Raw genomic sequence first — 17,815 nt, forward strand, 5'->3', positions numbered from 1 at the left:
TCCAGGCATGCACACCTCTCATCCCCTGCAGCGCTATTGGGACCTGGCCGCCGCCGCGGTCCAGGGCCAGGCGCTGGACGCCGCGCTGGAACTCGGCGTGCTGGACCGGCTGGCGCAGCCGGCCAGCGCCGCCCAGGTCGCCGCCGCGCTGGAGTTGGACCCGGCGCAGACCGGCCATTTGCTGGACCTGCTGTGGAGCATGGACCTGCTGCACCGCGTGGAGGGCGACCCCGTCCTCTACCGGTGCCAGCCCCAGGCGCGCCAGTACTTATGCCAGGACCAGCCGGCCTGCTGCGCTGACGCCTGGCGCTACCGGCGGCAGGCGCTGGAGCGCTTCAGCGCCCAACTGGGCGGCCTGCTGCGCCGCGACGGGCCGCGTCCGGCCCCGTACGTGCAGACCGACGCCGCGGGCTGGGCCGAGGCCGCCCGCAAGCAGATCGGCCAGGAGCAGCGCGCCGTCGCCGTGCCGGCCGCGCTGGAGGCGCTGGCCTGCGTGCCGGGCGCAAGCGACGCGCGCCGCATCCTGGACCTGGGCGGCGGGCCGGGCCTGATCGGCATCGCCCTGGTCCAGGCCAATCCCGATGCCAGCGGCGTGGTGTTCGACTGGCCCGAGACCGCCGCCGTGGCGCGCGAGAACATCGCCCGCGCGGGGCTGGCGGACAGGCTGTCCGTGCTGGGCGGCGATCTGGCCACCGACGCCATTGGACGGGATTACGACCTGATCTGGTGCTCGTCCGTGCTGCACTTCCTGCCCGATCCGGACGCCGCGCTGCGCAAGATGCGCGACGCCCTGGCGCCGGGCGGCATGCTGGTCATGGCGCATGCCGAGATCCCCGCGGACGCGGCCGCGGCGGCCCGCGTGCTGCCCTACTACCTGCCCATGATGATGCTGGGCAGGCGCGTGACGCGCGCGGGCGAACTGCGGCAGGCCCTGGCCGATTGCGGCTTCGCGGACGTGCGCGGCTTCGATTCCGCCCGGTTTCCGCTGGCGCCGTTGCATGTGCTGTCCGCCCGCAAGGCCGCGCCATGACGCCGGCTTGGCGCAACGGGCTGCGGCAGGCGCTGTTCGGCTGGCTCAATCTGGCGCTGACCGCGCCCGGCGTGTATCTGTGGCTGGGCCTGCCGCTGGTGCTGCGCCAGCACGGCTGGTCCGGCACCGCCATCGGCCTGTTCCAGTTGGCCAGCCTGCCGACGGTGTTCAAGTTCCTTTTCGCGATGCCGCTGGACCGGCGCGGTCCGCGGCGCGGCGCCTATCGAGGCTGGACGGTGGGCCTGCTGCTGGCGTATGCGGCGATCCTGTGCGCGCTGGGCTGGCGCGAACTGCTGGACGAACGGTGGACGCTGTTCGCGCTGGCCGCCGCGGCGGCCCTGGCCGGCACCTGGGCCGACGTGCCCGTCAACGCCCTGGCGATCCGGATCCTGCCCGCGTCCGGGCGCGCCTGGGCGGGCGGCATCCGCTCCATGGCGCTGTGCCTGGGCGCCATCGCCGGCGGCGGGTTCATGCTGCTGGCGCAATCGCGCTGGGGCTGGCAGGCGCCCTTTCTCATCATGGCGGGCGCGCTGGCCCTGGGCGCGGCGCTGACCTTGCTGGTCCGGGATGGCGGCGCCGATCCGTCCGGCGAACCGGCGCCTGCGCTGGCGGCGCCTTTGCGCACGTACTTCCGGCTGGATGCCGCCCGCCGCTGGCTGCCCTTGCTGGCGCTGCTGTTTCCCTTCATCGGTTCGGCCTGGTTCTATCTGAAGCCGCTGCTGCTGGACCAGGGCCTGCCGGCCGACCGCGTGGCGTGGCTGGCGGGCGTGGCCGGCGGCGCGGTGGGCGCCGCCGCCAGCGCGGTCAGCGCGCGCGGCCTGAAGCGCCTCGGCCCCGGTATCGCGGTGCCGGTCCATGCGGCGGCTGGATTTGTCGCGCTGCTCTGCCTGGCCGCGGCCGTCGGCCTGCACGCGCCGCCCGCCGTGCTGATCGCGTGCGCGCTGGGCATCGCCGCCGCCATGGGCGCGACCGCCGCGCTGGCCTTCGGCCTGATGATGTCGCACGCGCGCCCCGGCTTGCAGGCGCTGGACTACGGCATCCAGTCCAGCGTGTTCTCGCTGACCCGGATCCTGGCGCCGCTGGCGGCCGGCCTCTTGCTGGATGCGGCCGGCCCGGCCTGGATGCTGGCCGCGCTGGCCGCCGCCTCGGCCGGCGTATTGCTGCTGGCCCTGCGGACCGCTCCGGGGCTGCGGCTGTAGCCCCGGCGGCCGCGCTCAGGGCCGCGGGCTGCGCGCCAGCCAGGCTTCGGCCAGCTTCACGAAGGCGCTGGACCCGATGGGCAGCAGCGCGTCGTTGAAGTCGTAGCTGGTGTTGTGGACCAGGCAGGGGCCCATGCCGTGGCCGGACTCGCGATGGTCGCCGTCGCCGTTGCCGATGAAGCAATAGCTGCCCGGCACCGCTTCCAGCATGAAGGAGAAATCCTCGGCCGCCATGATGGGCGTCTGGACCAGCACCTGTTCCCGGCCCACGACCTCGGCCAGGACGTCGCGCATGAAGGCGGTCTCGGCCTCGTGGTTGATGGTGGACGGATAGTGGCGGGTGAAGACGAAGTCGCACTCGGCGCCGAACATGCCGGCCACGTGTTGCGCGATCTCGCCCATGCGCCGCTCGATCAGGTCCAGCGTTTCGCGGGTGTAGGCTCGCACCGTGCCGCGCAGTTCGCAGGTGTCGGGGATGACGTTGACGACTCCGCCGGCCTGCACCGTGGTCACCGAGATCACCGCCGTCTCCAGCGGCTTCTTGTTGCGGCTGATGATGGTCTGGAACGCCTCGATCATCTGGGCTGCCGCGGGAATGGGGTCGATGGCCAGGTGCGGCATGGCCGCGTGGCCGCCCTTGCCGCGGATCGTCACGTGGAATTCGTTGTTGGACGCCAGCACCGGGCCCGGCGAAGAGGCGAAGCAGCCGACGGGAATGCCCGGCATGTTGTGCATGCCGAACACCGCTTCCATCGGGAACTTCTCGAACAGGCCGTCGCGCATCATTTCGCGCGCGCCGCCGCCGCGTTCTTCGGCGGGCTGGAAGATCAGGTAGACCGTGCCGTCGAAGTTGCGGTGGCGCGCCAGGTGCTGCGCCGCGCCCAGCAGCATGGCGGTGTGGCCGTCGTGGCCGCAGGCGTGCATCACGCCCGCGTGCTTGCTGGCATGCTCGAACTGGTTCGCCTCGTGCATGGGCAGCGCGTCCATGTCGGCGCGCAGCCCCACCGTGCGCGGCGAATCGCCGTTCTTGATCACCCCCACCAGGCCGGTCTTGCCGAATCCGCGGTGCACGGCGATGCCCCAGCCTTCCAGCAATTCCGCCACCAGGTCCGACGTGCGGTTCTCTTCGAACGCCAGCTCCGGATGGGCATGGATGTCGCGGCGGATGCCGCGGATGGAAGGCGAGTTTTCGACGATGTCTTCGATCAGGTTCATAAGGCGATGGCGGCCCCGCCAGCGGCGCCGCGATGAGGGGTTGGGAGGATGGGGGAATTCAATCGGGCTTGATGCCCAGCCTGCGCAGCACGGGGCCCGAGGCGTCCCGTTCGGCCGCGATCCGCTGGGCGAAGGCCGGCGCCGCCAGATGATACGGCAGCGAACCGTGGCTGGCGTACATCTGCTTGAGCGCGCCGTCCTGCTGGGCGCGGCCGATCTCGGCGTTGAGCCGCTGCACGATCGCGTCGGGCGTGCCCGCGCTGGCCGCGACGCCCAGCCACACCGCGCCTTCGAAGCCGCGGAAATTGCGCTCGGCCAGCGTGGGCGCCTTGCCGAAGGCGGCGTCCGGCACCGCTTCGCTGATCGCCAGCACGCGCAGCCGGCCGTCCTTGACCATGGGCTCGACCAGGGCGGTGCCGGCGAAGTACATCTCCGTGTCTCCGGCCAGCACCGAATTCAGCGCGCCGGTGCCGGTCTTGAACGGCACGTGCATGATCTCGACGCCGGCCTGTTCGCGCAGCATCTCGAACAGCACGTGCGGCGGGCTGCCGTTGCCCGAGGACGCGTAGTTCAGCTTGCCGGGCTGCTTGCGCGCCAGCGCCAGCAACTGCTCCAGCGACTGCGCGGGCATCTTGTCGTTGACCGTGAGCGCCATCGGAATGATCGCCAGCGGGCTGACCGGCCGCAGGTCGCGCTCGGGGTCGTAGTTCAGGGCCGGGAAAATATAGGGGTTCCACACCAGGTGCGCGTTGGTGACCAGCGCCAGCGTGTGGCCGTCCGCCGGCGCGGACTTGAGCTGCTGCATCGCCAGCATGCCGCCGGCGCCCGGCTTGTTTTCCACCACCACGGGCTGGCCCAGCGCGTGGTGCAGCCGCTCGGCCAAGGGCCGCGCGAACAGGTCGGGCAGGCTGCCGGGCCCGCCGTTGACCAGGATGGTCACGGGCCGGGTCGGCCAGTCGTCGGCGCGGGCCGAGGGGCCGGCGGCCAGCGCGGCCAGTGCCGCCAGGCAGCCCGCCGCGCGCCGGATGTCGTGTAGCCGTATCACCGCTTGTCTCCTGTGCGCCTGCCGCCGGCTTTGTGCCGGTCATTCTGGGCGGCGTCTTTTTCTACGATAAGCAGCATAAATCTCGGCGTCAATAATTATTATCGAGATTTTTTGCGCGCATGATAAAGTAGCGCCATGTCAGACGCCATGCTGCTTCCTCCGCTCACCCATTCCGCCTCGGCCAACACCCTGGTGGGCGCGGCCTACGTCAGCCTGCGCCGCGACATCATCCAGGGCAAGCTGCCCCCGGGCTCGCGCCTGCGGGTCGAACACCTCAAGGACGACTACGGCGTGGGCGCCGGCACCCTGCGCGAAGCGCTGGCCCTGCTGGTGTCGGACGCGCTCGTCATCGCCCACGGCCAGCGCGGCTTCCACGTCACGCCGATCTCGCTCGAAGACTTCCGCGACATCACCGAAAACCGCGTGCTGCTGGAGACCGAAGCCCTGCGACAGTCCATCGCCGTCGGCGACGACGATTGGGAAAGCGCCGTGCTGGCCGCCTTCCACCGCCTGGGCAAGGCCGAGCAGCGCCTGGCCGCCGACCCGGAAGCGCGCTTCGAGGAATGGGAACAGCGCAACCGCGAGTTCCACCGCGAACTGATCCGCGCCTGTCCCTCGCGCTGGATGCATCACTTCCTGGGCATCCTGTACCAGCAGGCCGAACGCTACCGCCGCCTGACCGTCACGCGCAAGCCCATCGCGCGCGACCTGCACGACGAACACCAGGGCATTCTCGACGCCACGCTGGCCCGCGACGCCGACCGCGCCTGCGCGCTCTTGGCCAGCCACATCCGCCTGACCTACGACGCCGTCGCGCGGCTGCCGCCCGAACTGTTCACGCCCTCGGCCTGAACCGCCGGCGCGGCGCGGTCAGCCCGCGCCGGCCCGGTGCTGGGCCAGCACCTCGCGCAGGGATTGCGCCGCCCGTTCCAGGATGGGCACGGCGCGCAGCAGTTCGTCGAGCATCACGCGGGCCGTGGGCGCGTGGCAGGCCACCGCCGCCACGACACGCTCGTCCGCGTCGCGCACCGGCACCGCCACCGCGCTCATGCCGCGCACGAATTCCTCGTTGTCGATGCCGATGCCCCTGGCGGCCAGGCGTTCCAGTTCCTCTTCGAGCCTGGCCGGGTCCGTCAACGTGCGCGGCGTGTTGCGCGTGAGCGGCAGCCGCGCCAGCACGCGGCCGCGCTCCAGGCGGTTCATGGAAGCCAGGAACAGCTTGCCGCTGGCGGTGCAGTGCATGGGCACGTGGCTGCCCACCGCGAAGAACAGCCGCAGCGGCTCGGTGGTTTCCACGCGTTCCATGTAGACCACGCGGTCGCCGTCGGGCGCGGTGAGGTTGCAGGTTTCGCCCAGGGTGCCGACCAGTTGCGCAAGCACGGCGCGGCAGGCTCGCGTGAAGGCGGACGCGCGCAAGGTGGACAGGGCCAGGGCAGAGGCCTGCGGCCCCGGCACATAGCCGTTCTCGGTGGGCGTGGCGGCCACGAAACCGGCGCGCTGCATGGCCGCCAGCAGGCGCATCAAGGTGGTCTTGGGCATGTCGAGCCGCTGCGCCAACTGAGCCAGCGTGGGCGGATGCTGGGCCCGCGCCAGATGATCCAGCACCAGCAGCGCGCGCAGCGAACGCGACGCTTCCTGCGTCTCGCCGGCCGCGCTTTCGGCCGCGCCGTCGTCCGCCCGCGCCGATGCTGCACTGCGATTTTGAAACTGAATCCGCATATTCTGTTCCACTTTTCCGCCCCTGCGCGTGTTGTGCTTTGTTCTGCGCGCCTGCTTCCTAGAATCGCCACAAATGCACGAAGGCCCGCGCTGCGCCGGACCCTCGATCCAGTATATAAGTGCGCCCCACAACGACAAGCAGGGTAAACGCGCCGTCGGACGTTCCGGCCGGGCGCGCGGCGCCCTGCTGCAGGGAGAACTTGCGGACATGTCCGATACCGTGGATTACATCGTGGTTGGGGCCGGTTCGGCCGGATGCGTGATGGCCAACCGGCTGAGCGCCAGCGGCGCGCATTCCGTCTGCCTGCTGGAAGCCGGGCCCAAGGACAGCTACCCGTGGATACACATCCCCATCGGCTATGGGAAGACGATGTTCCACAAGGTCGTGAACTGGGGCTACTACACCGACCCCGACCCCAACATGCTGGACCGGCGCATCTACTGGCCGCGCGGCCGCACGCTGGGCGGGTCCAGCGCCATCAACGGCCTGATCTACATCCGCGGCCAGCGGCGCGACTACGACGCCTGGGCCGCGGCCGGCAACCCGGGCTGGAGCTGGGACGATTGCCTGCCCTACTTCCGCAAGCTGGAAAACAATGACCTGGGCCCCGGCCCCACGCGCGGCACCGACGGCCCGCTCAACGCCACCTCCATCAAGACGCCGCATCCGCTGGTGCAGGGGTTGATCGCCGCGGCGGAAAGCCTGGGCGTTCCCCGCGTGGACGACTTCAATACCGGCGACCAGGAAGGCGTGGGCTATTACCAGCTCACCACGCGCAACGGCCGCCGCTGCTCCACCGCCGTCGCCTATCTGCGGCCCGCCCAGGGACGCGCCAACCTGCGCGTGGAGACCGGCGCGCACGCCATGGCCATCCTGTTCGAGGGCACCCGCGCCTGCGGCGTGCGCTACCGGCAGCACGGCCAGGTGCGCACCTTGCGCGCCCGCCGCGAGGTGGTGCTGTGCGCCGGCGCGCTGCAGTCGCCCCAGTTGCTGCAGCTTTCCGGCGTGGGCCCCGCCGCGCTGCTGCGCCAGTTCGGCATCGGGATCGTGCGCGACCTGCCCGGCGTGGGCGAAAACCTGCAGGACCACCTGCAGATCCGGCTGATCTACGAAACCACCCGCCCCATCACCACCAACGACCAGTTGCGCACGCTGTCCGGGCGCGCCCGCATGGGGCTGGAGTGGCTGCTGTTTCGCAGCGGCCCGCTGGCGGTGGGCATCAACCAGGGCGGGCTGTTCTGCCGCGTGGACCCGGCCAGCCGCACGCCCGACACCCAGTTCCATTTCGCCACGCTGTCGGCCGACATGGCCGGCGGCAAGGTGCATCCGTTCTCGGGCTGCACCTATTCGGTGTGCCAGTTGCGCCCCTCGTCGCGCGGCCGCGTGCGCCTGCGCAGCGCCGATCCCTTCGAGGCACCATCCATGCAGCCGAACTACCTGTCGACCGAACTGGACCGCCGCATGACGGTGGCCGCGGTCAAGTACGCGCGGCGGATCGCCGCGACCCCGCCGCTGGCCGGGATGATGAAGCGCGAATTCCGCCCCGGGCCGGACGTGCGCGCGGACGACGAGATCTTGCACTTCTGCCGCGAGTACGGCGCCACGATCTTCCATCCGTCGGGCACCGCGAAGATGGGGCCGCGCAGCGATCCCATGGCCGTCGTGGACGAGCGCCTGCGCGTGCACGGCGTGGCGGGGCTGCGCGTGGTGGATTGCTCGATCATGCCCACGCTGGTTTCCGGCAACACCAACGTGCCGGTGGTGATGCTGGCCGAGCGCGCGGCCGATTTCATATTGCAAGAACTCAGGCAGGCGCATCCGCAGGCGCTGCAGGTCGCCGCCTGAACCCCCACGGCGCAGGACGACGCAGATTGTCCGGCCGCCACCCCCAAAGGAGACTAGACATGGCCAAGCAGAACGAAGCCGCGGTGCGCAGAGTCGTCGCCGCGTCGCTGATCGGCGCCACCATCGAGTGGTACGACTTTTTCTTGTATGGCGTCGTCGCAGGCATTGTGTTCAACAAGCTGTATTTCCCCACCGGCGACCCGCTGGTCTCCACCATGCTGGCCTACACCACCTTCGCGGTGGGCTTCGTCACCCGGCCGCTGGGCGGGCTGATCTTCGGCCACTTCGGCGACCGCATCGGCAGGAAGAGCATGCTGGTGATGACCTTGATGATCATGGGCGTGGCGACCTTCCTGATCGGCCTGGTCCCCACCTACGACAGCATCGGCATCTGGGCGCCCATCCTGCTGCTGCTCCTGCGCGTGTTCCAGGGCATCGGGCTGGGCGGCGAATGGGGCGGCGCGGTGCTGATGGCCTACGAGTACGCGCCGCCCGGCAAGAAAGGCTTCTACGCGTCGCTGCCGCAGATCGGGCTGGCGATCGGGCTGTGCCTGGCCTCCGGCACGGTGGCGCTGCTCTCCACCCTGCTGACCGACGCGCAGTTCATGGCCTGGGGCTGGCGCGTCGCCTTCCTGGCGTCCGCCGCGATGGTGCTGGTCGGCATGTACATCCGGCTGAACATCAAGGAAACGCCCGAGTTCGCGGCGGTCAAGAAGAACAACGCCGAAAGCCGCATCCCCTTCGCCGACATGTTCAAGCGCTATCCGGGCAACGTCTTCAAGGGCATGGGCGCGCGCTACATCGACGGCGTGTTCTTCAACGTGTTCGGCGTGTTCTCGATCTCGTACCTGACGCAGACCGTGCAGATCACGCGCACCGAGGCGCTCATCGGCGTGATGGCCGCGGCCCTGGTCATGTGCTTCTTCATTCCCTTCTTCGGCCGCCTGTCGGACCGCGTCGGACGCACGCGGGTCTATTTCTGGGGGTCGCTCATCACCGCCGCGGCGTCCTTCCCCGGCTTCTGGCTGATGCTCAACAGCCAGGGCAGCGTCATGCTGATCTGGCTGGCCATCATCGTGCCGTTCGGCATTCTGTACGCCGCCGTGTACGGGCCGGAGGCGGCGCTGTTCTGCGAACTGTTCGACGCCAAGGTGCGCTACACCGGCATTTCCTTCGTCTACCAGTTCTCGGGGATCTTCGCCTCGGGCATCACGCCCATCATCGCGACCGCGCTGCTCAAGACGGGCGGCGGCGAGCCCTGGCTGATCTGCCTGTACGTGCTGTTCTCGGGCGTGGTGTCGGCGGTGTGCGCGTGGCTGATCGGGCGCGGCAAGCAGCCCGCGGAGGAAGACGCCGCCGCGTCCCTGCCGCCCGCGAGCCTGCGCAAGGCGTAAGCCGGGAACCGCGCCGCGCCGGGTGGATCCGGGGCGGCGCGGACCGCTTCAGGCCGCCGCCACCGGCCGGCCGTAGAACGGGTAGTTGGGATCGTTGTAGCCGTGCGACGAGGCATGGCCCGGCGTCACCCAGCCGTTCACGACGGTCTCGTCCTCGGCCGTGATCGTCACGTCCAGGGCGGCGTAGTAATCGTCCATCTGCGCCAGGGTGCGCGGCCCGGCGATGACGGCGGTGATGACCGGATTGGCCAGCACCCAGGCGGTGGCGAAATGCCCGGCCTGCACGCCGCGCGCCGCGGCGTGCGCCACCAGCTTCTGCGCGATCTGGAGGGATTCTTCGCGGAACTCGGTCGCCAGGATGCGGGAATCGCCGCGGCCCGCCCGGGTACCCTCCGCCGGCGCCTGGCCCGGCAGGTACTTGCCGGTCAGCACGCCGCGCGCGATCGGGCTGTAGGGCACCACGCCCAGGCCGTAGTGCTTGCAGGCCGGCAGGATTTCCACTTCGGGGCCGCGGTTGAGCATGTTGTAGTACGGCTGGCACACCACCGGCTGGGGCACGCCCATTTTCTCGCACAGGCGCATCACTTCGGCGATGCGCCAGCCGCGGAAGTTGGACAGCCCGAAGCTGCGCAGCTTGCCCGCGCGGATCAGGTCGCCCAGCGCCCACAGCGCCTCTTCCAGGTTCTCTTCGTGGTAGTCGCGGTGCAGGTAGAGGATGTCCATGAAGTCGGTGTCCAGCCGGGCCAGGCTGGCCTCCACCCCGCGGACCAGCCACTGGCGCGAATAGTGCGACCGGTTCGGCCCCTTGCCCACCGGGTTGCCGATCTTGCTGGCCAGCACCCAGTCGTGGCGCTGCCCTTTCAGCAGCTTGCCCACCACTTCTTCCGAGCGGCCGCCGTTGTAGACGTCGGCGGTGTCGATGAAATTCAGCCCGTGATCGCGCGCCGACGCGACGATGCGGGCGGCCTCTTCGTCGGGCGTCTGCTCCCCGAACATCATGGTGCCCAGGCATAGCGGGGATACACGGAGATTGCTGCGGCCCAGTCGGCGGTAGTTCATGGCTAGCTTCCTCTCATTCACGGAAATGGATTAGACGCGAGCATGCAACGGCAAGCCCGTGCCCGTCAAACCGGGCCCGCCGGATGCGGCCAGCCCCATCCGCATCTAGAGCATTTTGGGTTGGATTGTTGACATTCGGTTTGTGAGGCCGGAGTTCTTGAACCGCCGGGGTCCGGACTGCGGGATTCCGATGCTCGCCCCGGTGGGGCTGCGCTTCGGATCCCTCCGCCCGGCCCCCGGCTCACGGCATCCGCCCATGAAGGGGGGGAAGAATGCCCCCACGCCGCGCCTTCGGCTTGCTGCCCCCCAAGGGGGCGCTTTTTTGCCTTGGGGCGGCCCGGCGGCAAAAAAACTCGTATGACGCGACTGCCAGCCGAGGACCCCGGAGCCATCCGAAGCGCAGCCCCACCGGGGCGAGCATCGGAATGGCGCAGGGCAGCCTCGGCGGTTTAGAACCCCGACATCCGCAAGCTCGAAGCCCCCGCGCCCTAGATCCTGAACGTCAAAAACCAATTCAAAAACGCGCTAGACGCCAGCGTCCACCGCCGCCAGGATCTTGCCGAACAGCGCGTCGGCATGGGCCGAGTTCAGCCAGCGCACGATCACGACCATCTTGCGTTCGGGTTCGACCCACGTGAACGAGCTGCCCGCGCCCACGCCGAAGAAGCTGGAGGCCGGCACGCTGGGGAACACCCGGCCTTCGTGGTTCAGCCAGATGAGATAGCCGTAGTACGGCGCGATGGCGCAAGGCGTGCGCATGGCCTGGATCCATTCGGCGGACAGCACCTGCTGGCCGTTGGCCTGGCCGCCGTTGAGCAGCATCTGGCCGATCAGCGCCTGGTCGCGGGCGCTGATGGACATGCCGCCGCCCCAGTGCGAACCGCCCGGCACGGACGGCATGCGCTGGCCGTCGATCTCGACCCAGGCGTTGTCGTAGCCCACCCATTGCCAGTTTTCGCTGGCGCCGATCGGGCGCGTGACGGCTTCGCGGAAGACCTCGGGCAGCGGCTTGCGGAACAGGTGCAGAAGCGCATACGAAAGCTGATTGATGCGCACGTCGTTGTATTCCCAGTACGTGCCCGGGCGCTGCAGCGGCCGCGCGTCGCCCTTCTTGCCGTCGGGCGGCACGCCGAAGGTGACGGCGCGGTAGCGGTCGGCCTGGTCGGACACGCCGAAGCGCTCGCCTTCCCATTCGCTCGTCTGCTGCAACAGGTGGCGCCAGGTGATGTCGGCATTCTGGCCGCTGTCGAAGCCGATGCCGGGCACGCGCTTGCCGACCGGCTCGTCCACGTCCGGCAACAGGCCGCGGTCATGCGCCACGCCCGCCAGGATCGCCAGGTAGAGTTTGGCGACGCTGAACGTCAGGTCGGCGCGGTCGGGCTCGCCCCAGGACGCGACGGTCTTGCCGTCCACCACCACCACGCCCGACACCGGGCCGCGATCGTGGATGGGGCCCAGCAGGCGGTTCCAGGGCGGCGGATCGTTCAGGTGCACGCCAAAGACGCCCTTGACGCTGCGGTCCCAGGCGGATTCGTGGTCATTGGCGAACTGGATCGCCTGCTGCATGAGCGTATTCATTCGTTGTCCTCATCATCATCCACAGTGTTTTCAATCGGGGGGGCTCTATCCCACCAGGAATTCCATCGCCGCCCGCACGCCGCCCGGACGATGCGGCACGCCGGCGGCGGCCAGCCCCATCTCCACGCCGGCCAGCGTGCCGCACAGCGTCAGGTCGTTGAAGTGGCCCAGGTGACCGATGCGGAAGACGCGGTCGGCCAGCTTGCCCAGGCCCTGCCCCAGCGACATGTCGAACCGTTCCAGCACCACCTTGCGGAAGGCGTCGGCGCCGTGTCCCGCCGGCATCAGCACCGCGGTCAGCGCCGGGCTGTGCGCGGCCGGGTCCAGGCTCAGCAGTTCCAGCCCCCAGGCTTCCACCGCCAGGCGCGTGGCCTGTGCGTGGCGGCGGTGGCGCGCAAATACCTGCGACAGGCCTTCCGCCTGCAGCATGGCCAGGGCCTCGTGCAGCCCGTAAAGCAGGTTGGTCGACGGCGTGTACGGAAAATAGCCGCGCGCGTTCGCGGCCAGCATTTCGCGCCAGTCCCAGTACGAACGCGGCAGGCGCGCCCCGTCGGCCGCGGCCAGGGCCTTGGCGCTGACGGCGTTGAAAGCCAGGCCGGGCGGCAGCATCAGCCCTTTCTGCGAACCCGCCACCGTCACGTCCACGCCCCATTCGTCATGACGGTAGTCGATGGAGCCCAGGGACGAAATCGTGTCTACCATCAGCAGCGCCGGGTGCCCCGCGCGGTCGATCGCCTTGCGCACCGCCGCGACGTCGCTGGTGACGCCGGTGGAGGTCTCGTTGTGCACTACGCACACGGCCTTGATCCGGTGGTCCGCGTCGCCGGCGAGCCGGGCGCCGATGGCGGCCGCGTCCACCGGACGGCGCCAATCGCCCTCCAGGAAATCCACGTCCAGGCCCAGCCGCCCCGCCAGCTTGCGCCAGAGGCTGGCGAAATGCCCGGTCTCGACCATGAGCACGCGGTCGCCCGGCGACAGCGTATTGACCAGCGCGGCTTCCCAGGCGCCGGTGCCCGACGACGGGAAGATCACCACCGGCGCCTGGGTCTGGAACACCTGCTTGACCCCGCTCAGCACCGCCAGTCCCAGCGCGCCGAATTCCGGGCCGCGATGGTCGATGGTGGGCTGGTCGATGGCGCGCAGCACGCGGTCGGGCACGTTGGTCGGCCCCGGAATCTGCAGGAAGTGCCGGCCGGAAGGATGGTTGTTCAGGGTAAGCATGCGACGCCCCAAAGTGGAATCTTTTTGTATACCAACGAAAGGTGCCGGCAGACAAACAGTGTATGCCCAGCATTCGGACTTGCGGCATGCGCCACTCTATCCCATTGTTTTTACGTTAATAACCTAGGGTATACACCCATCAGACCATTTGCCGTCCGGGTTTATAGTTCCGCAAAACACGGGGAATATTTGTATACCAATGAGCAGCGCTTCCAGCCTGATGCCCGCTTCCGCCGCCGACGCCGCGGCCGAAACCCCGCCCCAGGCGGCGCGCGGCGCGGGCAACGGCCGCACGCTGCCGGCGACGGTGGCCGGGCAACTGCGCGAACGCATCATCCAGGGGGAATTCCCGCCCGCCTCGCGCCTGAACGAACGCGCGCTGTGCGACCTGCTGGGCGTGTCCCGCACGCCCTTGCGCGAAGCGTTCCGCCTGCTGGCCGCCGAGGGCCTGGTGCAGATCGAGCCGAACCGGGGCGCGCAGGTGGTGGCGCTGTCCGAGGCCAACATCCGCGAAGCCTTCGAAGTGATCGGCGGCCTGGAAGCCATGTCGTGCCGGCTGGCCTGCGAACGCGCCACGGACCTTGAAATCGCCGAGATCCGGGCGCTGACCTATGAAATGATGGCCAGCCACGCGCGCCGCGACCTGCCCACCTATTTCCGGACCAACCGCGAGATCCACGAACGCATCAGCCTGGCCTCGCACAACAGCCTGCTCAAGCAGTTGTACGACGCCCAGAACGCGCGCATCCAGAACCTGCGGTTCGTCTCGAACGAAAACCGCCAGAAATGGGACCTGGCGATGCGCGAACACATCGAGATGGCCGAGGCCCTGGAAGCGCGCGACGCCGACCGGCTGGCCGGCATCATGCGCCAGCACCTGCAACGCAAGTGCGAGGCGGCGCTGGCGGCCTTGCGCCATGCGCCCGCCGCGCCGCCCGATTCAGACTGACACCCCTTTCCCGCCCGACGGTTACGCCGCCCGACGGTTACGCAGTAGATACGCAGTACGTGCAGTGACTTCCACAGGAGCCTCGCCATGGCCGATTGCCGCGTCCCCCCCGTATCATCCCCGCCTTTCCTCCGCAGCTTCCCCCCGCTCAAGGCCCTGGCCGCCGCCATGCTGGCCTGCGCCGCGCTCGCGGCCCAGCCGGCCCTGGCCGGCAAGAAGGACGACACTCTGCGCATGGCGTACGACCAGGCGCCCGAAAGCGTGGACCCGTACTACAACAACGTGCGGATCGGCGTCATCATCGCCGCCAACGTCTGGGACACCCTGCTCTACCGCGATCCGGTCACCAACGAATACAAGGGGCAGCTCGCCAAGAGCTGGAAGCAGGTCGACGACAAGACCCTGGAATTCGAACTGCGCGAAGGCGTCAAATTCCACAATGGCGAAGAGTTCGACGCGGACTCGGTGGTGTACACGCTGAACTATGTGGCCGATCCGAAGAACAAGGCCGTGACGCAGCAGAACGTGGCCTGGATCGACAAGGTCGAGAAAATCGACAAGTACAAGGTGCGCCTGACCACCAAGGAGCCCTTCCCCGGCGCCAAGGAATACCTGTCCACCACCGCCGCCATCCATCCGGCCAAGTACTACCAGGAGGTCGGCCCCAAGGGCATGAACGCCAAGCCCGTGGGCTCGGGCCCGTACAAGGTGGTGGACTACCAGCCCGGCAAGTCCATCACGCTGGAACGCAACGCCGACTACTTCAAGGACTCGCCCAAGGCCCAGCCGAAGATCGGCAAGGTGGTCATCCGCTTCATCCCCGACCGCCAGACGCAGATGGCCGAAGTCATCTCGGGCGGCGAGGACCTGATCATGAGCGTGCCCAAGGACCAGGCCGAACAACTGGGCGCGATGCCGGCGCTGCAGATGGTCACGGGCGACACCATGCGCATCGTCTTCATGCAGATGAACATCCTGGAAGGCACGCCGGCGCCGCAGCTCAAGGACGAGCGCGTGCGCCGCGCCATCATCCACGCGATCGACCGCGAGTCCATGCTCAAGAACATCGTGGGCGAAGGCGGCGGCCTCATCAACACCATCTGCACGCCCTCGCAGGTGGGCTGCACCCAGGACGGCGCCCCGGTCTACAAGTACGATCCCGCGCTCGCCAAGAAACTGCTGGCCGAGGCCGGCTACCCGAACGGCTTCGACATCGACATCGTGGCCTACCGCGAACGCAACCAGACCGAAGCCATCATCAACTACCTGCAGGCGGTCGGCATCCGCGCCAAGCTGAACTTCCTGCAGTACGCGGCCATGCGCGACATGATCCGCGCCAACAAGGCCTCGCTCACGCACCAGACCTGGGGCTCCAACCTGGTCAACGACGTGTCCGCCTCCACGCCGGTGTACTTCGCCTTCGGCAACGACGACATCACCCGCGACCCGCAGGTGCGCGACCTGCTCAACAAGGGCGACCACACGATAGAAAGCGCGGCGCGCAACGCCGCCTACAAGCAGGCGCTGGACCAGATCGCGCAGAAGGCCTACGCGGTGCCGTTGTGGACGCTGCCGGCGTACTACGTCGCCACCAAGGACGTGAACTTCAAGCCCTACTCGGACGAGCTGGTGCGCTTCTGGGACATGAGCTGGAAGTAAGGCGCGGCCTGCGCCGGGCCGGCCGCGAGCCGGTCCGGCGGCGCGAAACGGAGAGGAAGTCCTATGCTTTACTTCACGATCAGGCGCCTGGGCCTGGCGGTGCTGGTGGCACTGACCGTCTCGATCCTGGCGTTCCTGCTGCTGCACCTGTCGGGCGATCCGGCGCTGGCGCTGGCCGGCGAAGGCGCGCGGCAGGCCGACATCGACATGATCCGCAAGACCTACGGCCTGGACCGGCCGCTGGCCGTGCAGTACGCCGACTGGCTCTGGCACATCCTGCAGGGCGATTTCGGCACCTCGGTGTATTTCAAGACCGAGGCCGGGCCGCTGATCCTCTCCAAGCTCAAGACCACGCTGCTGCTGGGCCTGGGCGCGCTGGGCTTCGCCCTCGCGATCTCCATTCCGCTGGGCGTGCTGGCCGCGCTGTACAAGGGCAGCCTGATCGACCGCGCCTGTCTGGCCATCGCGGTGCTGGGCCAGGCGCTGCCCAACTTCTTCTTCGCGCTGATCCTCATCATGCTGTTCTCGATCTCGCTGCGCCTGCTGCCGGTATCGGGCAGCGGTAGCTGGCAGCATTTCGTGATGCCTGCGATCGCGCTGGGCTACTACGTGGCCCCCGCCTTCATGCGGCTGATCCGCGCCGGCATGATCGAAGTCCTGGCCGCCGACTACATCCGCACCGCGCGGGCCAAGGGCCTGCCGGCACGCACCATCGTCTTCAAGCACGCGCTGCGCAACGCCATCGTGCCGGTGGTGGCGCTGGCGGCGGTGCAACTGGGCTACCTGCTGGGCGGCTCGGTCGTCATCGAAACCATTTTCGCGCTGGACGGCCTGGGCTACCTGGCCTACCAGAGCATCACCTACAAGGACTATCCCGTGATGCAGCTCATCGTGCTGCTGCTGTCGGTGCTGTACGTGCTCCTGACCCTTGCCTCCGATATCGCCAACGCGTGGCTCGATCCCCGCATCCGGGTGTCCTGACATGACCGCGCCCACCCTGACCCCGTCCGTGCCCGGCACGCCTCCGCAGGCGCCGCTGGAACTGTCCGCATCCGCCCTGCGCTGGCGCCGGCTGCGGCGCAACAAGGCGCTATTGGCCGGCGGCGGCATCCTGCTGGCCATCGTGCTCATCGCGCTGCTCGCGCCCTGGATCTCGCCGCACGACCCGTACTTCCAGGACCTGGCGTACCGCACCGCGCCGCCCGTCTGGTACGACAAGGGCACCTGGCTGCATCCGCTGGGCACCGACCAACTGGGCCGCGACTACCTGTCGCGCCTGTTCTACGGCGCCCGCATTTCGCTTTTGATCGGCATCAGCGTCGCGCTGATCTCCGGCCTGATCGGCACGGCCATGGGCATGGCGGCCGGCTACTTCGGCGGCAAGACCGACATGGCCGTGTCCTTCCTGATCACCACCCGCCTGTCCATGCCCGTGATCCTGGTGGCGCTGGCCACGGTGGCCATCGTGGGCGGTTCGCTCTGGGTCGTGATCCTGGTGCTGGGGCTGCTCAAGTGGGACCGCTACGCGGTCGTCATGCGCAGCGCCACCCAGCAGGTCCGTTCGCTGGAATACGTGGCCGCGGCGCAGGCGGCGGGCGCGTCCACCTGGCGCATCGTCTGGGGCGAAGTGCTGCCCAACGTGGTGCCGCAGTTGATCGTGATCGCCACGCTGGAAGCCGCCAGCGCCATCCTGCTGGAAGCCTCGCTGTCCTTCCTGGGCCTGGGCGTGCAGCCCCCGCTGCCGTCGTGGGGCCTGATGATCTCGGAAGCCAAGGCCTACATGTTCTTCTCGTTCTGGCTGATCGCCATTCCCGGGTCGGCGCTGGCCCTGCTGATCTTCGCCATCAACCTGGCGGGCGACGGGCTGCACCAGCTCCTGACGCCCGAAGAGAGGGCCTGAC

Annotated in this window: 15 protein-coding genes; 9 read left to right on the forward strand and 6 right to left on the reverse strand. The window is 68.9% G+C overall.

What is annotated here, in order from left to right; all coding sequences use genetic code 11:
- The first annotated feature begins 7 nt into the window (after positions 1-7).
- Together WHX56_RS21405 and WHX56_RS21410 are read left to right on the forward strand one after the other, a co-directional pair.
- Positions 8-1,030, forward strand: coding sequence for a class I SAM-dependent methyltransferase (locus tag WHX56_RS21405; RefSeq protein WP_338878921.1), 1,023 nt, complete (start codon positions 8-10; stop codon positions 1,028-1,030).
- On the forward strand, positions 1,027-2,229 hold the full coding sequence (locus WHX56_RS21410; RefSeq protein ID WP_338878922.1) for an MFS transporter: 1,203 nt from the start codon (positions 1,027-1,029) through the stop codon (positions 2,227-2,229). Before WHX56_RS21405 ends, WHX56_RS21410 begins: the two co-directional genes overlap by 4 nt.
- A 15-nt stretch (positions 2,230-2,244) precedes the next feature.
- On the opposite strand, the gene WHX56_RS21415 is transcribed toward WHX56_RS21410, so the two are convergent.
- Together WHX56_RS21415 and WHX56_RS21420 are read right to left on the reverse strand one after the other, a co-directional pair.
- The gene (locus tag WHX56_RS21415; RefSeq protein WP_338878923.1) at positions 2,245-3,444 is read right to left on the reverse strand and encodes a M20 aminoacylase family protein; all 1,200 of its coding nucleotides are present in this window, start codon (positions 3,442-3,444) and stop codon (positions 2,245-2,247) included.
- Between the two features lie 58 nt (positions 3,445-3,502).
- Positions 3,503-4,489 (reverse strand): Bug family tripartite tricarboxylate transporter substrate binding protein, encoded by a 987-nt coding sequence (locus WHX56_RS21420; protein ID WP_244235145.1) that lies wholly within the window; start codon positions 4,487-4,489, stop codon positions 3,503-3,505.
- Positions 4,490-4,624: 135 nt separating this feature from the next.
- Between WHX56_RS21420 and WHX56_RS21425 the strand changes: the two genes are divergently transcribed.
- The gene (locus WHX56_RS21425) at positions 4,625-5,341 is read left to right on the forward strand and encodes a GntR family transcriptional regulator (RefSeq protein ID WP_338878924.1); all 717 of its coding nucleotides are present in this window, start codon (positions 4,625-4,627) and stop codon (positions 5,339-5,341) included.
- Between the two features lie 18 nt (positions 5,342-5,359).
- Here the strand turns inward: WHX56_RS21425 and WHX56_RS21430 are convergent, their stop codons facing one another.
- On the reverse strand, positions 5,360-6,220 hold the full coding sequence (locus WHX56_RS21430; RefSeq protein ID WP_287753916.1) for an IclR family transcriptional regulator: 861 nt from the start codon (positions 6,218-6,220) through the stop codon (positions 5,360-5,362).
- Between the two features lie 196 nt (positions 6,221-6,416).
- Here WHX56_RS21430 and WHX56_RS21435 point away from each other — a divergent pair, with 196 nt between their 5' ends.
- Together WHX56_RS21435 and WHX56_RS21440 are read left to right on the forward strand one after the other, a co-directional pair.
- Positions 6,417-8,054 carry a GMC family oxidoreductase gene (locus tag WHX56_RS21435; RefSeq protein ID WP_129244859.1) on the forward strand — a complete coding sequence of 546 codons (1,638 nt, stop codon included), beginning with the start codon at positions 6,417-6,419 and terminating at the stop codon, positions 8,052-8,054.
- 59 nt (positions 8,055-8,113) lie between these two features.
- Entirely contained in the window at positions 8,114-9,448 is a 1,335-nt protein-coding gene (locus tag WHX56_RS21440; RefSeq protein WP_129244861.1) for an MFS transporter, read from the forward strand.
- 48 nt (positions 9,449-9,496) lie between these two features.
- Here the strand turns inward: WHX56_RS21440 and WHX56_RS21445 are convergent, their stop codons facing one another.
- From WHX56_RS21445 to WHX56_RS21455, 3 genes are all read right to left on the reverse strand, one after another.
- Positions 9,497-10,507: an aldo/keto reductase gene (locus WHX56_RS21445; RefSeq protein ID WP_338878925.1), complete on the reverse strand. Its 1,011-nt coding sequence runs from the start codon at positions 10,505-10,507 to the stop codon at positions 9,497-9,499.
- A gap of 525 nt (positions 10,508-11,032) precedes the next feature.
- Entirely contained in the window at positions 11,033-12,085 is a 1,053-nt protein-coding gene (locus WHX56_RS21450; protein ID WP_338878926.1) for a serine hydrolase, read from the reverse strand.
- A gap of 45 nt (positions 12,086-12,130) precedes the next feature.
- Entirely contained in the window at positions 12,131-13,306 is a 1,176-nt protein-coding gene (locus WHX56_RS21455) for a pyridoxal-phosphate-dependent aminotransferase family protein (protein WP_338878927.1), read from the reverse strand.
- A 199-nt stretch (positions 13,307-13,505) separates the two neighbouring features.
- Here WHX56_RS21455 and WHX56_RS21460 point away from each other — a divergent pair, with 199 nt between their 5' ends.
- From WHX56_RS21460 to WHX56_RS21475, 4 genes are all read left to right on the forward strand, one after another.
- Positions 13,506-14,255, forward strand: coding sequence for a GntR family transcriptional regulator (locus WHX56_RS21460; protein ID WP_129244870.1), 750 nt, complete (start codon positions 13,506-13,508; stop codon positions 14,253-14,255).
- A gap of 87 nt (positions 14,256-14,342) precedes the next feature.
- On the forward strand, positions 14,343-15,914 hold the full coding sequence (locus WHX56_RS21465; protein WP_129244872.1) for an ABC transporter substrate-binding protein: 1,572 nt from the start codon (positions 14,343-14,345) through the stop codon (positions 15,912-15,914).
- Between the two features lie 63 nt (positions 15,915-15,977).
- On the forward strand, positions 15,978-16,895 hold the full coding sequence (locus WHX56_RS21470) for an ABC transporter permease (RefSeq protein ID WP_129244873.1): 918 nt from the start codon (positions 15,978-15,980) through the stop codon (positions 16,893-16,895).
- A gap of 1 nt (position 16,896) precedes the next feature.
- Positions 16,897-17,814: an ABC transporter permease gene (locus WHX56_RS21475; RefSeq protein WP_287752615.1), complete on the forward strand. Its 918-nt coding sequence runs from the start codon at positions 16,897-16,899 to the stop codon at positions 17,812-17,814.
- Position 17,815: the final 1 nt, after the last annotated feature.

The sequence above is a fragment of the Achromobacter veterisilvae genome (assembly GCF_037619525.1).
GTDB lineage: Bacteria > Pseudomonadota > Gammaproteobacteria > Burkholderiales > Burkholderiaceae_B > Achromobacter > Achromobacter veterisilvae.

Excerpts from the sequence above, each read along its gene's own strand:
- WHX56_RS21445 (WP_338878925.1), bottom strand. The coding sequence starts at position 10,507 with ATGAACTACCGCCGACTGGGCCGCAGCAATCTCCGTGTATCCCCGCTA.
- WHX56_RS21440 (WP_129244861.1), top strand. The coding sequence starts at position 8,114 with ATGGCCAAGCAGAACGAAGCCGCGGTGCGCAGAGTCGTCGCCGCGTCG.
- WHX56_RS21460 (WP_129244870.1), top strand. The coding sequence starts at position 13,506 with ATGAGCAGCGCTTCCAGCCTGATGCCCGCTTCCGCCGCCGACGCCGCG.
- WHX56_RS21435 (WP_129244859.1), top strand. The coding sequence starts at position 6,417 with ATGTCCGATACCGTGGATTACATCGTGGTTGGGGCCGGTTCGGCCGGA.
- WHX56_RS21425 (WP_338878924.1), top strand. The coding sequence starts at position 4,625 with ATGTCAGACGCCATGCTGCTTCCTCCGCTCACCCATTCCGCCTCGGCC.
- WHX56_RS21450 (WP_338878926.1), bottom strand. The coding sequence starts at position 12,085 with ATGAATACGCTCATGCAGCAGGCGATCCAGTTCGCCAATGACCACGAA.
- WHX56_RS21455 (WP_338878927.1), bottom strand. The coding sequence starts at position 13,306 with ATGCTTACCCTGAACAACCATCCTTCCGGCCGGCACTTCCTGCAGATT.
- WHX56_RS21465 (WP_129244872.1), top strand. The coding sequence starts at position 14,343 with ATGGCCGATTGCCGCGTCCCCCCCGTATCATCCCCGCCTTTCCTCCGC.
- WHX56_RS21470 (WP_129244873.1), top strand. The coding sequence starts at position 15,978 with ATGCTTTACTTCACGATCAGGCGCCTGGGCCTGGCGGTGCTGGTGGCA.
- WHX56_RS21405 (WP_338878921.1), top strand. The coding sequence starts at position 8 with ATGCACACCTCTCATCCCCTGCAGCGCTATTGGGACCTGGCCGCCGCC.
- WHX56_RS21415 (WP_338878923.1), bottom strand. The coding sequence starts at position 3,444 with ATGAACCTGATCGAAGACATCGTCGAAAACTCGCCTTCCATCCGCGGC.
- WHX56_RS21410 (WP_338878922.1), top strand. The coding sequence starts at position 1,027 with ATGACGCCGGCTTGGCGCAACGGGCTGCGGCAGGCGCTGTTCGGCTGG.
- WHX56_RS21475 (WP_287752615.1), top strand. The coding sequence starts at position 16,897 with ATGACCGCGCCCACCCTGACCCCGTCCGTGCCCGGCACGCCTCCGCAG.